Source organism: uncultured Sphingomonas sp., assembly GCF_964244265.1.
Classification (GTDB): domain Bacteria; phylum Pseudomonadota; class Alphaproteobacteria; order Sphingomonadales; family Sphingomonadaceae; genus Sphingomonas.
Genome location: NZ_CAXTHV010000016.1, coordinates 1 through 15,463, shown reverse-complemented (window position 1 = coordinate 15,463; position 15,463 = coordinate 1). Strand labels below are relative to the sequence as shown.

The window sequence follows — 15,463 nt, the reverse complement described above, 5'->3', positions numbered from 1 at the left end:
CCCGCCGGGCGGTTAGCTCAGTTGGTAGAGCATCTCGTTTACACCGAGAGGGTCGGCGGTTCGAGACCGTCACCGCCCACCAGTTTCACGGCGCGACCGATTTCGGCGGTTCGCTGAAGGCCGTCATTACAGCGTTCTCAGCAGGCGCATCGCGCAGGCGATCCATGGCGGTTCGGCGAGCACCTGTTGCCGTGTCCCCACGCCGAGGGGCAGCAGGTGAAGCTTGCCGCCTTCGCGCCCGATCAGGCGACCGAACGCGAATCGTCCGGCCGATCGTGGCACCAGCACGTCGCGGTTGAGCGCCGCGGCGAATGCGTCGGGAACCAGACGCCGGCACCAAAGCTGGTCACCGGCGCGGTAATCGCCGATGCCGGCGGCCACGATGACCGCGACCAGTTCCGGCGCGACATGCGGAGGCGCGACCGTCGCGGGATGGCGCGGGGCTCGCACGCCATTGCCGTCGATGATCGCCGCCACACCGATGTCCGGGCGCTCGGGTAATTTGACCAAATCACCCGCCCCCACGCCCAAGGCCGCGGCGATGCGGTTGAGCCAGGCGACGGAAACGGTGCGGGCACCGGTTTCCAGCCGGCCGATCGTCTGCGGGGTGGTCGGCGGATCGCATTGCCCGGCGACATCATCAAGCGTGAGGCCCTTGGCGCGGCGAATCTCGCGGATCGCGGTGATCATTGCCTAATCCCTAACCATTCAGGTTATTTCTGTCCTACAAAGGAAGTCATCTGGCAAGACCGAGCTCCAAACAGGAGAAGCCGATGCGCGATCTGACCGAGATGGAAATCCACGCTGACGGCCGCCGCGCCGCGGGATCGGGCGTTCGGCGGCGGAGCGTCACGGTTAACCGCGCCGAATCGGCGCTCGCCTGGCTCGGCGCGCGCGGGCTGCTCGACACGCGTCAGGTCGAAGCGGGCGAGCGGCTGCGCGAAGACTATGAACGCGCGTCGATCGCGCCCAGCGTGACGATGGCGTGGGACCGCGTGCGCGTCGACTGCGGCGGGCGGGGGGAAGGCGATCCCACCACCGCCCAGCTCGCCGCGCGAGATCGCTTCGACGCAGCGATCGCGGCCGTCGGTCGCGGCCTGAACGACATTCTGTGGCGCGTGGTCTGCGCCGGCGAGGGCGTCCCTGCCGCCGAACGCGCGCTGGGCTGGCCGACACGCGCCGGGCGGCTGGTGCTCGCGCTCGCGCTTGATCGGCTGGCGGACCATTACCGCCTGCCGTGAACGCCACGCGGCACAATTTAGCGACAATTGCTCGCTAGGCGCGGCGGGTCGTCCTCGCCTGTGCCGGAGTTCAGATGCGTTTTCCCCTCGTCCCGCTTGCTCTCCTCACCGGTGTCGCGCCGGCCGTGCTCCATGCGCAGAGCGCGTCGCCCCCGCCGGCCGGCCCCGCCGCCCGGCCGCAAGCGGCGCCCGAGGACGAAGGCGACGACATCATCGTCACCGGCACGCGCAACCTGCCCGGGGCGGTGGTCGGCGACATCCCGCCCGAGGAGCAACTGGGGCCCGCCGACATTCGCTCCTACGGCGTCAGTTCGATCGCCGAATTGCTGACGGAGCTGGCGCCGCAGACGCGCAGCGACCGTGGCGGCGGCGGCGCGCCGGTGGTGTTGCTCAACGGCAAGCGCATTTCCGGTTTTTCGGAAATCCGCGATATCCCGACCGAGGCGATCGCGCGGGTCGACATCCTGCCCGAAGAAGTCGCGCTGAAATACGGCTATCGCGCCGACCAGCGGGTGGTGAACATCGTCCTGCGCCGCCGCTTCCACGCGGTCACCGCCGAAGCCACCGCGCGCGTCGCCACCGCCGGCGGCCGGGCGACGCCGCAAGGCGAGCTCGACTTGCTCCAGATCAACCAGCAGGGGCGGTTCAACCTCCACCTTTCCTATCAGACGAGCTCGGCGCTGTTCGAATCCGAACGCGACATCCTCGCCAATCCGACCGCGTTCGATCCCGTCGGGACGATCCTGCCCGGCGCGGCATCGGCCGACGGCCAGGTTGATCCGGCGCTAAGCGCGCTGGTCGGGCGGCCGGTCACCTTTGCCGGCGTACCGGCAACCGCCGCAAGCGGACGCCCGACCTTGGCCAGCTTCGCGCCGACCGCCAACGCTTATAATGGCTTTGACCAGGGCCGGTATCGCACGCTGCTGCCGTCGAGCAGCGACTTCAGCGTCAATGCGGTGCTGGCGCGCACGATATTCGGCAACGTCTCGGCGTCGCTGAACGGTCGCCTGGAATATACCGACAGCGTTTCGGCACAGGGGCTGGCCGGGGTCAGCCTGGTGCTGCCGGCGGGCAATCCCTATTCGCCGTTCACCCGCGCGGTGGTGCTCGATCGCGCGGCCTCGGCGATCAATCCGCTGGAACAGCGCTCCTCGACGCTGACGCTGCATCTCGGCGGCACAATGAATGGCGATATCAGCTCCAAATGGCGCTGGTCGCTGACCGGCAATTACGACCGTACCGAAAGCGAGACGTTCAGCGAACTCGGGCTGGACACCAGCCTGGCACAGGCGCGGCTCAACGCCGGTGACGCGGGGTTCAACCCGTTCGGGCCGATCGACGCGGCCAATTTCGGCGTGCTGCCGGCCAATCGCGGCCAATCCACCGCCAATGTCGGCGGGGTCGACGCGCTGGTCAACGGATCGTTGTTCAAGCTGCCCGCCGGCGACGTCGCGACCGCGATCCGCGTCGGCGGATCGGTCGCGCGTTTCGACAGCCGATCGTTCCGGCTCGGCTTGAACCAGGCCGGCAATGTCGCGCGCGATATCGCCAATGGCCAGGTCAATCTCGACGTGCCGATCGCCAAAAGGTCCGCCGGCGTGCTGCCGTTCCTCGGCAATCTGTCGCTCAACGGCAATTTCGCGGTCGATCACCTGTCCGACTTCGGCACGCTGACGACACGCGGCTATGGCGTGAACTGGGGGCCGGTAGAGGGACTCCAGCTCATTGCCTCGGTCACCGACCAGGATGATGCGCCGAGCGCCAACCAATTGGGCGACCCGGTGATCGCCACCCCCAATGCACGGGTGTTCGATTTCCGGACCGGCCAGACGGTCAGCGTCCTGCGCACCACCGGCGGCAATCCCACGCTGGTTGCCGACAGCCGCCATGTGTTCAAGCTGGGGCTGACCGCCAAGCCGCTCAAGAAGCTCGACCTGACGCTGAGCGCCAATTACGTCGAGTCGACCGTGCGCAACGCAATTGCCGGCTTCCCCGGCACGACCGCGGCGATCGAGACGGCATTCCCCGGGCGTTTCGTGCGCGATGGCGGCGGAAATTTGCTGTCGATCGACGCGCGGTCGGTCAATTTCGAGCGGACCGACCGGTCTGAACTGCGCTGGGGACTCAACTTTTCGGCACGGCTCAAATCGAAGCTGCAGCGCCAGATCGAGGCATTTCGGGCCGGCACCGGGCCCAACCCGTTCGCCGGGCTGCCACTGCCTGGCGGGGGACGCGTCCCCGACGGGCCGCTAAGCAGCCTGAGGGGGGCGTTCGGCGGCGGTGCGAGCGGTCAGGGCGGCGGACGCGGCGCCGGGGGACCGGGCGGCGCCGGGGGAGCGGGCGGCGGCTTCGGCGGCCGTGGCGGCGGCGGCGCGCTAGGCGGCGGGGGCGGACGGCTCAATTTCGCGATCTATCACACCTGGCATTTCACCGATCGCGTGACGATCGCGCCGGGCCTGCCGATCATCGACCGGCTGAACGGCGGCTCGACCGGCGGCGCGGGCCAGCCCCGCCACGAACTGGAGCTTCAGGCGGGTTATTCGAACAACGGCATCGGCGCGCGGCTGAGCGCCAATTGGCAGAGCGGCACGCGCGTCGTCGGTGGCACCGCGCTCGTCCCCCAGACGCTCGATTTCTCCAGCCTGGGAACGCTCAATGCGCGGCTGTTCGCCGATTTGGGCCAGCAGCTCGCGTTCCTAAAGAAGAACCCCTGGGCGCGCGGCATGCGCGTGACGCTGGGCGTCGACAACATCTTCGACACGCGCCAGCGCGTCACCGATGCCGCCGGCAACACGCCGGTCAGCTACCAGCCCGATTACCTCGACCCTTTGGGCCGTACGATACGGGTAAGTGTAAGGAAGCTGTTCTTCTAGGGCCGAGCGAGCACCGGGATAGCCGCGCTGTCCCGGAGACGCACCGGCCCGGACAATCCCACCTTCTTCTCCAGCCACCGCGCCGCCGTCTCCGGACTTGCCTTGTCGGTATCTCGATCGACCATGTAGTTTGCCTCGCGCATCGCCTCGACGCCGATCCGGCCCACCAGCGGGCGCAGCGCCTCGACCAGGCGCTGGTCGCTTGCCATCCGCGGCGACACAGTCAGGATCGCGTCGTAATTGGGGATGGCATGGCGGGGATCGGTCAGCACGACCAGCCGGTCGGCGGCAATCCTCCCGTCCGAGGAAAAGGCCGAGATGACGTCGGCCTGGCCGCCTGACAGCGCGCGGTACATGAAGGTCGGGTTATAAGCGTTGGCGCCAGCGAACCGGATCGGATAAACTCGCCTGATCGCCGCCCATTCGGGGCGTTCGAGGAATTCGAGGTCGGCGCCGAACTTCAGCGTGCCCGCCCGCGCCGCCAGATCGTCCAGGCTGACCAGTCCCAAGGCGCGTGCGCGGTCGGCCCGCATGGCGAAGGCATAGGCGTTTTCGAACCCCAGCCGGCCGATTGTCCGCATCCCCTGCGCGCCCTGCCAGCGGGCGATCGCCGCAAACATCGCATCACGCGGCGGGTTGTCGGTGCGACGCATCTCGTTGGTCCACAGCGTGCCGGTATAATCGACCGCGACGTCGATATCGCCGGCCTTCAGCGCCGCGAACATCACCCCTGATCCCAGCCCGTCGCGATAGACGACATGAAACCCCGCCCTCGCCAGCCGGTGGCCCACGACACGCGCCAGGATATATTGTTCCGAAAAGCCCTTGGCGCCGATTACCACCGTCGGCTGCGTGCCCGGCAGCAATGGCGCCAGCGCGGCGATCACGCCCCCCGCCAGCACTGCCAGCGCCAGCCATACCGGCCCGCGCCGCCGCCGGGCGATGCCGTGTTCGATCACGCCCAGCAGCGCGTCGACCGCCAGTGCCAGCCCCGCCGCGGCGAAGCACCCGGCAAGCACCAGCGCCCAATTCTGCGTCTGCAGCCCGGCGAAGATCATGTCGCCCAGGCTCGGCTGGCCGACCGTCGTCGACAGCGTCGCCGCGCCGATTGTCCATACCGCCGCGGTCCTGATGCCGGCCATCAGCACCGGCGCGACCAGCGGCGCCTCGACCAGCCGCAATTTCTGCGCCGGCGTCATGCCGACGCCGTCGGCGGCCTCGATCACCGCCGGATCGATGCCCATCAGCCCGGTGACGCCGTTGCGCAGGATCGGCAGCAGCGCATACAGCGTCAGCGCGAGCAGCGACGGCAGGAAACCGAGCGCCGGGATGCCGCCCCCGACCAGCGCCGACAGCGACAGCAGCAACGGATAGAACAATGCGAGCAGCGCGAGGCTGGGAATGGTCTGGACCAGGCTGGCCAGCGCCAGCGCGACGCGTCCGACACCCGGCCGCCGCGCCGACCACACCGCCAGCGGCAGGCTGAGCACGATACCGAGCGCCAGCGCGGCGAACGCCAGCAACAAATGCTGCGCGAGGAGATCGGGCACGCGGGACAAGGCTTCGAGGAAGTCGCTCATGGCTCCTTCCCCAGCACCGCCAGCCGCCGCATCTGCGCACGAGGCACCGCCACCAGCGCCTGCGCCGCATCGCCGCCCTCGCCCGCCAGCAGCGCCTGCGGGGTGGTGTCGGCGACGATCCGCCCTGCCGCCATGACCAGCACGCGATCCGCCAGGATCAGCGCCTCGGCCATGTCGTGCGTGACCATGATCGTGGTCAGGCCGAGCCGGTCGTGGAGCGCGTGGATGGCCGTGCCCAATTGGTCGCGCGTCACCGGATCGAGCGCGCCGAACGGCTCGTCCATCAGCATCAGGCCGGGTTCGGTCGCCAGCGCACGCGCGACCCCCACCCGCTGGCGCTGGCCGCCCGAAAGCTCATCAGGCATCCGCATTGCCATCGCCGGTGCCAGGTCGACCAGCGCGAGCAACTGCTCGACCCGCCCGGCCGTGCCCCGGTCACCGCGCAGCTTCAGCCCAATCGCGACATTCTCGGCAACGGTCAAATGCGGGAACAGCCCGACATTCTGGAACACATAGCCGATCCGCCGGCGCAGCCGGTGCCGATCGCCGCGCGTCACGTCCTTACCGCCGATCGCGATCGATCCGGCGTCCGGTTCGATCAGCCGGTTGATCGTCTTGAGCAGCGTCGACTTGCCCGACCCCGAACTCCCAACCAGCGCGACAAAGCTGCCCCCGGCAATCTCCAGCGACACGCCGGCGACCGCGACCACGCCCGTATAGCTCTTGGCAACGCCCGACAGGGTAACCGAGGGTCCGGCGGGATGCGATAAGGCGGGCATCGATGCCGGTGTGCGGGAAGAGCGCAGGGCGTACAAGGCGTACGACGATACGCCGTCAATCCACCAGCGCGTCGATTGCCTCGGCGAGCACAATGTCGCGATGCGACAGGCCGCCCGCGTCATGGGTGGTCAGCAGGATGTCGACCCGGTTCCAGACATTGGTCCATTCGGGGTGGTGGTCGGCCTTTTCGGCGAGCAGGGCGACGCGCGTCATGAAACCGAATGCCTCGACGAAGTCGGCAAAGGTCAGCGTCCGGGTGATCGCGTCGCGCGCCGCGTCATAATCCCATTCGTCCAGCGCATCCAGCGCGCGAGCGCGTTCGTCCTCGTCCAGCTGCTCGACCATCGCCCACACTCCCTTGCTTGCCGCCCGTCGCTGCATCGGCCTATGCCGGGCACCATGAACGGACAAGAGACACATGACGGCCGAAGGCGGGTCGAGTGCTGAGGTTCGACAACGTGGCCTGCATTCGCGGCGGACGGCGCCTGTTCGAGGGCCTGTCCTTTAAGCTCGAACCGGGCGGCGCGGCGCTGGTCAGCGGGCCCAATGGCGTCGGCAAGTCGAGCCTGATCCGGGTGGCCGCCGGGCTGTTGCCGCCCGCTGCCGGGAGGGTAGCGGCAAGCGGCGCGCGTGCGTTGCTGACCGAAGCGACGGCGCTCGACGACGACCTGTCGCTGGCGGATGCCCTTCTGTTCTGGGCACGCCTCGACCGCAGCGACGTGGCGGCGGCGGTGGATGGCGCGCTGACCGCGCTGGCGCTGGGCGAATTGGCCGAAATGCCCGTGCGCCTGTTGTCGACCGGGCAGCGCCGCCGCGCGGCCTTTGCCCGCGTGCTGGCGAGCGGCATGCCGATCTGGCTGCTCGACGAGCCCGCCAACGGCCTCGACGCCGAGGCGGTCGAGCGGCTGGCGACGGCGATGGCGGGCCATCGCGCCGCGGGGGGGATCGTGCTGGTCGCCAGCCACCTGCCGATCGGCTTGCCCGCGGCACGACAGATCGCGCTGGGCAAATGAGTGCGCTGGCAATCCTGATCGTGCGCGACGTGCGGCGCGCCTGGACCGCCGGCGGCGCGTTGTTGCCGGTCGCGTTCTTCCTGCTGGTCGCGATCCTGTTCCCGTTCGCGGTCGGGCCCGACGCGGCATTGCTGGCGCGCGTCGGCGGTGGCGTGCTGTGGGCGGCGGCATTGCTCGCGGCGCTGACCCCGGTCGATCGGCTGGTCCTGCCCGACCTTGCCGGCGGGGTGATCGACCAGCTGGTGACGCGCGGCTGGGCGCCGGCGACGATCGCCTCCGCCAAGCTTGCCGCGCACTGGCTCGCCTTCGCTCCCCCCCTGCTGCTCGCGGCAGTGCCCGCCGCCGCGCTGCTTCGCCTGACCGGGGCGGCGCTGGCGCGGATCGAGCTGGGGTTGCTGATCGGCACGCCGGGGCTTGCCGCGCTGGCGGTGGCGACCGCCGCGCTGACCGCGCGGTTGCGCGGCGCGGGGGCGATTGCCGGGCTTCTGCTGCTGCCGCTGGCGGTGCCGTTGCTGATTTTCGGGGCGGGGTCGTTGGACGGGGGAGCGGGCACGCTCAAGCTGCTGGGCGCGACCAGCCTGCTGTTGGTCGCCGGCGCACCGATCGTTGCCGGCGCCGCTATCCGCTCCGCGCTCGCCTAGTCGCGTTCGGCTCAGCCGTCGTGCATCGCCGGGGCAGCGGCGAATGCGATCAGCCCCTCATCCGCCATCTGCCGCAGCAATATCGCCGCCCCGCATTGATCGGACCTCGCGGTCGCCGACCACGTTCCGTCCGCGACATATTTGCCGCGATCGTAATGGTTGCTGAAGCTCCACAGATAGGGTGACTTCACCGACGGGTGATGCAACCGATAGCCCATGCCGTTATACCGTTCGAGCTGATAGAGCGTGCCGCCGACCGTCCAGTCGCGCCAGGCGTTCAACCCGTGCAGCATCAGCGCGTCGACCGCGCTCTCCTCCCAGCTGAACGGCGGCGCCCCGATCGCTGGCCGCCCCGCCGGCACATGCACGGTGCGCGCGGTCAGCGGGTCGCCATTGTGCAGATGCCGGGCGAAGTCCTGCGACGCCTCCATGTTGTGAATCACCGCGACGACATGCCACGGCATCGCCAGCCGGTCGGCGACCGGAGCATAGCGCGGCCTGTTCGCCGACAGTCGCGCGACCAGCCGCCCGGCCGCCGACCGGCGCGCCGGCGTGATCGCGCAGGTGTCGAACATCGATCGGTATTCGGTGCGCAAGGTATCGGTCAGCTGGATTTTCATGTCTTCCCCCCGGCAATGATGACGGCGAGCTGATCAAATCATTCCCAACAAGTCCAGCAGCTTGACCAAGAGCAGAGCAGCGCCGGGCGCCGCTTCCACTTGCCATTGTAACACCGCGCGCCGCCGCCCTCACTCACTCGTCTTTAGCTTCGGGGAATCGTCAGTCGGTGCGTCGGGTGTGGGAGGCGGTGCAGGCGGTGGCGGCGGTGGCGGCGGCGCGGCCTCGACCGGAGCGGCCACGGCGGCGGGCGCCACGGTCTGGGGCAGAGGCGGCGGCGATGGTGGCGCGACGATCCCGACCGAGGGCGACGGATCGACCGCCGCCGGTGGAGGAATGGGCGGCACCGCCTCGGCCGGCACGGCGACCGGCGGCGCGACAATGACCGGTGGCGGCAGCGGCGCGGGATCGACCGCCGGCCGCGACCCGCGATCCTCCCCTCGGCCCGCACCCTCGCGGCGCCCGCCGCTACCGCCACGCCCCGATGACGGTTCGGGTGGGGTGGCCGCAGGGATATCGACGGAGGGGGGCGACACGGCCGCTGCCGGCGACGCATCCGCGACGGGGGGTGCATCGGCGACGGGGGGTGCATCGGCGACCGGTGGCGCCACGACGACGAGCGGCGCCACTCCCGGTTGCGCTACGGGCGCAATCGGCGCGGTGGCGTCCGGGGAACGCATGCGTCCACCCGCCCTGCCCGCGCCTCCGGTAGAAACGCCGCGCCCACCAGCGCCCGCCGCTGCGGGTGTTACCTGCGGCGCCCGGCCAGCGACCCCGCCGGCCGAAGAGACTATATCGGGTACCGCCGGCGGCAGCAGCGTGCGGCCATCGTCGTCGCGCCGCCGCCGGCGTCCGGACGTGGCGGGGTTCGGCGCGAAACCGGGCCGGCTCTCCTGCCAGTCGCGCCGGGGCGGCGTCACCGCCGCAGCGCCGTTGCGCCGCCAGCGATCAAAGCGGTCGCCCTCGTCGCGTCGCCGGCGGCGTTCCGCGTCGAACCGGGTTTCGCCATCGCGCCCGCGCCGCGCTTGCCAGCCCGGAGTGCGACGGTAATTCGCCCAGCCGGGCCGGCCGCGCCACTGGCCTAACTCGACCAGCAGGTCGGCGACAAACCAGCGATCATCGGCCCATTGGTCGGCGATCAGCGGCCGGCGATTGCTCATCGCGCGGCGCAGCGCAAAGCCGCGATCCGCCAGGAACGCCGCCTGGTCCCCGGCCGTGCCGACATAGCGCCAGTCGACCAATTGGCCGTCGGCGGCGTACAATGCCGCGATCTGCCGCCCCTCCAGCCCATAGCTGTACCCGTCGGCGCTGACGAAGAACGGATAGTCCGCGCCTGGCGCGAAGGCGTAGAAACGATAATGATCGGCATCGGGCTCGCCAATCACCAGGTAATCGCCCGTCAACCGCCACACGAACGCTTCGACCCCGTCGAGGCGGAACGCAAAATCGGGCGGCGACGTGCCGACCGTCATGATCAACGCGTCGGCGTCGTCGACATAGCGATACAGCGAGGGATCCAGTGTCCGTGGCGGTAGCGGCGGCGCGAGGACGACCGGGGCGACCGGGGGCGCGCGCTTGGCGGCCTGCCGCGTATCCCCGGTCTTCTTTGCGGCCTTCTTCATCGATTTTATCGCGGGCTTTTTCGCGACCTTCCTGGCAGTGGCTTTCGTGGTTTTCGCGACCGGCGCCGCCTGCGCGCCGAGCGCCAGAACGCCGCCGAGCATCGCCGCCAGCGCACCAATCGTACTCGCGGTGGCCAGCCTTTCTCCCCATGAACGCTTCACGTCATTCCCTCTCGACAGGATCGTGCCGATCGTGAGGCCGGCGGCCCGAACCGGTGCTTGATCCGTTGTTCATCCTTCGTGCAACCCGTGACGAACCGATATCCCCGGCCGCGACACCATTGCGCCCGCTTGCTATCGTCGACCGCGCGCGTGTTGAACCCCCTTTCCTGTCGTCCCATCTCCTTCCGGCTCTTGCGCCGCTTGCCCGCAACGAACAAATCTGGAACAAACTTCCTTATGTTGACCCACATCTCCGTCCGCGGCGCGCGCGAGCACAACCTCAAGGACGTGAGCGTGGACATTCCGCGCGATACCCTGACCGTCATTACTGGCCTGTCGGGGAGCGGCAAATCCAGCCTCGCCTTTGACACCATCTATGCCGAGGGACAGCGCCGCTACGTCGAGTCTCTCTCGGCCTATGCGCGCCAGTTCCTCGAGCTGATGCAGAAGCCCGATGTCGATCATATCGAGGGCCTCAGCCCCGCCATCTCGATCGAGCAGAAGACCACCAGCCGCAATCCGCGCTCGACCGTGGCGACCGTCACCGAGATCTACGATTACATGCGGCTGCTGTGGGCGCGCGTCGGCATCCCCTATTCGCCGGAGACCGGGCTGCCGATCTCGGCGCAGACCGTCAGCCAGATGGTCGATCGCGTCCTGGCGCTGCCCGAGGGGACGCGGCTGTATCTGCTTGCCCCCGTCGTGCGCGGGCGCAAGGGCGAATATCGCAAGGAGCTCGCCGAATGGCAGAAGGCCGGCTTCACCCGGGTCCGCATCGACGGCACGATCCACGAGATCGACGAGGCCCCCGCGCTCGACAAGAAATACAAGCACGATATCGAGGTGGTGGTCGATCGGCTGGTGGTCGGCGAGGGGATCGGTACGCGCCTCGCGGAGAGCTTCGAGGCCGCGCTCAAGCTGGCCGAGGGGCTGGCATATGTCGATCTGGTGGAGGGCGCGGTGGCGGAGGCGCTCGCCAAATCCGTCACCCCGGCGCAAGCTGGGGTCTCAGGCGATGGCGCGGGACAGGAGCCGCGTGAGACACCAGCTTGCGCTGGGGTGACGGATGGGGGTGCGATGAAGGGCGCAGGCATCCCGCCCAACCGCATCGTCTTCTCCGAAAAATTCGCCTGCCCGGTCTCCGGCTTCACCATCGCCGAGATCGAGCCGCGCCTGTTCAGCTTCAACGCCCCGCAGGGCGCCTGCCCGGCGTGCGACGGGCTCGGCGAGAAGATGCTGTTCGACGAGGAGCTCGTCGTTCCCAACCACGCGCTCAGCCTCAGGAAGGGCGCGGTCGTGCCGTGGGCCAGGTCCAACCCGCCGTCGCCTTATTACATGCAGGTGCTCGGCAGCCTGGCGCGCGAATTCGGCTTCAGCCTCGAAACGCCGTGGGAAGGGTTGCCGCAGGATATCCGCGACGTCATCCTCCACGGCACCAAAGGCAGGCCCGTCACGCTGACCTTCATCGACGGCCGCAAATCCTATGACGTGAAAAAGCCGTTCGAGGGCGTGATCGGCAATCTCAACCGCCGCCTGCTGCAGACCGAGAGCGCGTGGATGCGCGAGGAGCTGTCCAAATATCAGAGCAGCGCCGCCTGCGAGACGTGCCACGGCGCCCGCCTCAAGCCCGAGGCGCTGGCGGTCAAGGTCGGGATGCGCGACATCTCCTCGATCACCCGCCTCTCGGTGGTCGATGCGCTCGCCTGGTTCACCGCGATCCCGGGCGAGCTCGGCGAGCAGCAGAACGCCATCGCCGAGCGCATCCTCAAGGAAATCCTCGAGCGGCTCGGTTTCCTCAACAATGTCGGGCTCGATTATCTCAACCTCGATCGCACCAGCGGCACCCTGTCGGGCGGCGAATCGCAGCGCATCCGCCTCGCCAGCCAGATCGGCAGCGGCCTGTCCGGGGTGCTCTACGTCCTCGACGAGCCCTCGATCGGCCTGCACCAGCGCGACAACGACATGCTGCTCGCCACGCTGCGGCGTCTGCGCGATCTCGGCAACACCGTGCTGGTGGTCGAGCATGACGAGGACGCGATCCGCTCGGCCGATTACGTCATCGACATGGGGCCGGGCGCCGGGGTCCATGGCGGGGAGATCGTCGCGCACGGCACCCTGGACGAGCTGCTCGCCAGCCCCGGCAGCGTTACCGCCGATTATCTCAACGGCACCCGCGAAGTCGCCGTCCCGCCGGTGCGCGGCAAGGGCAACGGCAAGAAGCTCACCGTGCACAACGCCACCGCCAACAATCTGACCGGGATCACCGCCAGCATCCCGCTCGGCACCTTCACCTGCATCACCGGCGTCTCGGGCTCGGGCAAGTCGAGCTTCACGATCGACACGCTCTACGCCGCCGCGGCGCGGTCCTTGAACGGCGCGCGCATCCTCGCCGGCAAGCACGACAAGGTCACGGGCTTACAATATCTCGACAAGGTGATCGACATCGACCAGTCGCCGATCGGCCGCACCCCGCGCAGCAACCCCGCGACCTATACCGGCGCCTTCACCCAGATCCGCGACTGGTTCGCCGGGCTGCCCGAGGCGCAGGCGCGCGGCTACAAGCCCGGGCGGTTCAGCTTCAACGTCAAGGGCGGCCGGTGCGAGGCGTGCCAGGGCGACGGCGTGCTCAAGATCGAGATGCACTTCCTCCCCGACGTCTACGTCACCTGCGACGTCTGCCACGGCGCGCGCTACAACCGCGAGACGCTGGAGGTGAAGTTCAAGGGCCACAGCATCGCCGACGTGCTCGACATGACGGTCGAGGATGCGGCGGAATTCTTCAAGGCCGTCCCCGGCATCCGCGACAAGATGGCGATGCTGGTCGAGGTCGGGCTCGGCTACATCAAGGTCGGCCAGCAGGCGACGACGCTGTCCGGCGGCGAGGCGCAGCGCGTGAAGTTGGCCAAGGAATTGTCCAGGCGGGCGACCGGCCAGACGCTGTACATCCTCGACGAACCCACCACCGGCCTGCATTTCGAGGACGTGCGGAAATTGCTGGAGGTGCTCCACCAGCTGGTCGAGCAGGGGAATACGGTGGTGGTGATCGAACACAATCTCGACGTCATCAAGACCGCGGACTGGGTGCTGGATCTGGGGCCGGAGGGTGGCGTGAAGGGTGGCGAGGTTGTGGCGCAAGGAACGCCGGAGGCGGTGGTGAAGGTGGCCGCGAGCGTTACGGGGCGATATTTGGCGCCGTTATTGTGCCAAGGGCAAAGGCGCGGGGAGATGGCGGCGGCGGAATAACCTAAACGCTCGCCCCCGCCCGCACTGTGCGAATGGTTCAGGAAACGCAGCCTCATCGACCACGAACGGATCGTTGGTAAACAGTACCTGAATATACAACAGCGATATCTCAGATTAATGTATTGATTGGCTGGAACTCAGTAAGACTACTCCGCTGCCTCCACCCAAGCCCCCGCCCCCTCGCGCCGCGAGTTGTGCGCATAAGTCTCCCACCCGATCTCATACTCCTCGGCCTGGTTGCCCCAGCCCGTCCAGCCCTTCCGCTCTCCCCGCGCGAAGAGCTCCAGCCTAGCCGCAGGCGAGCACGCCTCGATCACGTCGTAGAACTCGTCGGGCTTGCGGCTGTGCTCGCGCTTGCGCGTCCCCACCAGATTGACCTGCCGCCGTCCGGGGCTAAGCGTTCGCGCGTTCTTGCCGCGCACTCCGAACAGGCACAGCTCGGTCACATTGCGGAAGTAGAAGCCTACCCCGCGCCCGTCCGATCCGCCGTCCTTGCGCACCTTGTGCCAGACCAAGTTCGACTTATACTCGAAGCCCCACGCCGCCAGCACCTTGAGCCCGTCGGGCAGCATCGCGTTCGGCACCCAGAGGTACAAATGCGCCGGATCGGCCGCCGCGCCCTCCACCGGCAACGCGCAGATCTCGTCGAGGCTCATCGTGCCGTAGCGCGACAGCCGGCGATGCTCGGGCGCCATCTTGCCGGTGCGGTTGGTGAAGCGCCATGGCGGATCGGCCAGGATCGTCGCGAACTTGCGCCCCCGCATTGTCTTGGCGAAATCGAGTGCGGCATCGGTGGTCATGAATTGTCCTCTATGCACTCGGGCCGGATGCCGATCGCCAGTACCGGGCAGCTGCCGTTGCGTCCCGCATTCAGCCGGTACAGCAATTTGCCCATCCATGTCGTCGATGCGCCGTATTTCGCCATCAACCCCATCTCTCGGAACACGCCGTTCAACGCCTCGCTTCGCGTCAATAGCACGCCGACATCGATCACGCCGCACTGGCTGAACGCGCTCATCGCATAGAGATCGCGGTCGAACGTCTGATCCTTGCTGTTCCACTCCAGATCGAACGCCACCCGGCTCTTGACGTAATCCACCTTGTGGCCGTCGAGGAACCGCGCCTTGGTCAGTTCTCGCGACATCCGTGTGCTCACCGCCTTGCCACGGTCGTTCGTAGCGGCCTCCCGCCACAGCAGCTTCACCAGCAGGTCGGCCTGGATCGTCGTCTCGTGCCAGCCATGCGGCCGCAGCAAGGTCGAGAACGCCTTGGGGATTTCTGATTCGTTCCCGCCTGCCTTGGCGATGATCGCCCGCGTCAGCCGGAACCGGCGCAACGCCTCCATCAGCTCGGCGAATTCGACCGGATGCGCTTCGGACAGGATCAACGCCGCGTTACGATAGGAGAATACCTCGTACCGGGCGAGAATTTCGCCGGGCACGTAGCGTGCGACGAACTCCGCAGGATCGCTGGCCTCGTTCGGCGTGCAGGCAACGTCGTTGCCGGCGGAGTCGTCGATTGACAGGGCTTCTTCCTCGGTCACGGGCCGTTGGTGACATCAGAACAAACAAGGGTCAAACGCTAATCCGGCAGGCCCTATCGATCTCGCCCGGGTGAGGGTAATTGGAGCCTTTCCTAGGGCCGAGACTCATATCCACCAAGTGACGATTGCGGCGAGGCTGATGGCGGC

13 protein-coding genes and 1 tRNA gene are annotated in these 15,463 nt (G+C 68.2%); 6 read left to right on the top strand and 8 right to left on the bottom strand.

The features are described from left to right. Positions 1 to 6 precede the first annotated feature (6 nt). A tRNA-Val gene (locus ACFE7K_RS08255) sits at positions 7 to 82 on the top strand. Positions 83 to 126: 44 nt separating this feature from the next. Here the strand turns inward: ACFE7K_RS08255 and ACFE7K_RS08250 are convergent. Beyond that, positions 127 to 690 (bottom strand): helix-turn-helix domain-containing protein, encoded by a 564-nt coding sequence (locus tag ACFE7K_RS08250; protein WP_375397708.1) that lies wholly within the window; start codon positions 688 to 690, stop codon positions 127 to 129. A gap of 83 nt (positions 691 to 773) precedes the next feature. Between ACFE7K_RS08250 and ACFE7K_RS08245 the strand changes: the two genes are divergently transcribed. After that, positions 774 to 1,241: a DUF6456 domain-containing protein gene (locus tag ACFE7K_RS08245; RefSeq protein ID WP_375397707.1), complete on the top strand. Its 468-nt coding sequence runs from the start codon at positions 774 to 776 to the stop codon at positions 1,239 to 1,241. Positions 1,242 to 1,315: 74 nt separating this feature from the next. Next, positions 1,316 to 4,114 (top strand): TonB-dependent receptor, encoded by a 2,799-nt coding sequence (locus ACFE7K_RS08240; RefSeq protein WP_375397706.1) that lies wholly within the window; start codon positions 1,316 to 1,318, stop codon positions 4,112 to 4,114. On the opposite strand, the gene ACFE7K_RS08235 is transcribed toward ACFE7K_RS08240, so the two are convergent. From ACFE7K_RS08235 to ACFE7K_RS08225, 3 genes are read right to left on the bottom strand one after another with little or no spacing between them, the layout of a single operon-like run. Further along, positions 4,111 to 5,694 (bottom strand): ABC transporter permease/substrate-binding protein, encoded by a 1,584-nt coding sequence (locus ACFE7K_RS08235; protein ID WP_375397705.1) that lies wholly within the window; start codon positions 5,692 to 5,694, stop codon positions 4,111 to 4,113. The genes ACFE7K_RS08240 and ACFE7K_RS08235 overlap by 4 nt on opposite strands. Further along, entirely contained in the window at positions 5,691 to 6,473 is a 783-nt protein-coding gene (locus ACFE7K_RS08230; RefSeq protein WP_375397704.1) for an ATP-binding cassette domain-containing protein, read from the bottom strand. The genes ACFE7K_RS08235 and ACFE7K_RS08230 overlap by 4 nt, the downstream gene beginning before the upstream one ends. A gap of 55 nt (positions 6,474 to 6,528) precedes the next feature. After that, a complete protein-coding gene (locus tag ACFE7K_RS08225) occupies positions 6,529 to 6,819 on the bottom strand; it encodes a 4a-hydroxytetrahydrobiopterin dehydratase (RefSeq protein ID WP_375397703.1) in 291 nt (96 codons plus the stop codon). Between the two features lie 95 nt (positions 6,820 to 6,914). Here ACFE7K_RS08225 and ccmA point away from each other — a divergent pair, with 95 nt between their 5' ends. Together ccmA and ACFE7K_RS08215 are read left to right on the top strand one after the other, a co-directional pair. Continuing rightward, complete coding sequence (gene ccmA / locus ACFE7K_RS08220) at positions 6,915 to 7,487, top strand: heme ABC exporter ATP-binding protein CcmA (RefSeq protein ID WP_375397702.1); 573 nt, start codon at positions 6,915 to 6,917, stop codon at positions 7,485 to 7,487. Then, the gene (locus ACFE7K_RS08215; protein ID WP_375397701.1) at positions 7,484 to 8,128 is read left to right on the top strand and encodes a heme exporter protein CcmB; all 645 of its coding nucleotides are present in this window, start codon (positions 7,484 to 7,486) and stop codon (positions 8,126 to 8,128) included. The genes ccmA and ACFE7K_RS08215 overlap by 4 nt, the downstream gene beginning before the upstream one ends. Positions 8,129 to 8,139: 11 nt before the next feature. Here the strand turns inward: ACFE7K_RS08215 and ACFE7K_RS08210 are convergent, their stop codons facing one another. Together ACFE7K_RS08210 and ACFE7K_RS08205 are read right to left on the bottom strand one after the other, a co-directional pair. Next, positions 8,140 to 8,748 (bottom strand): hypothetical protein, encoded by a 609-nt coding sequence (locus tag ACFE7K_RS08210; RefSeq protein ID WP_375397700.1) that lies wholly within the window; start codon positions 8,746 to 8,748, stop codon positions 8,140 to 8,142. 129 nt (positions 8,749 to 8,877) lie between these two features. Beyond that, the gene (locus tag ACFE7K_RS08205; protein WP_375397699.1) at positions 8,878 to 10,530 is read right to left on the bottom strand and encodes a hypothetical protein; all 1,653 of its coding nucleotides are present in this window, start codon (positions 10,528 to 10,530) and stop codon (positions 8,878 to 8,880) included. A gap of 237 nt (positions 10,531 to 10,767) precedes the next feature. On the opposite strand from ACFE7K_RS08205, the gene uvrA reads away from it, so the two are divergent. Further along, complete coding sequence (uvrA, locus tag ACFE7K_RS08200; RefSeq protein WP_375397698.1) at positions 10,768 to 13,773, top strand: excinuclease ABC subunit UvrA; 3,006 nt, start codon at positions 10,768 to 10,770, stop codon at positions 13,771 to 13,773. Positions 13,774 to 13,919: 146 nt separating this feature from the next. Here the strand turns inward: uvrA and ACFE7K_RS08195 are convergent, their stop codons facing one another. Next, positions 13,920 to 14,573 (bottom strand): MT-A70 family methyltransferase, encoded by a 654-nt coding sequence (locus tag ACFE7K_RS08195; RefSeq protein WP_375397697.1) that lies wholly within the window; start codon positions 14,571 to 14,573, stop codon positions 13,920 to 13,922. Beyond that, complete coding sequence (locus tag ACFE7K_RS08190; RefSeq protein WP_375397696.1) at positions 14,570 to 15,316, bottom strand: BglII/BstYI family type II restriction endonuclease; 747 nt, start codon at positions 15,314 to 15,316, stop codon at positions 14,570 to 14,572. The genes ACFE7K_RS08195 and ACFE7K_RS08190 overlap by 4 nt, the downstream gene beginning before the upstream one ends. Between the last annotated feature and the right edge of the window lie 147 nt (positions 15,317 to 15,463).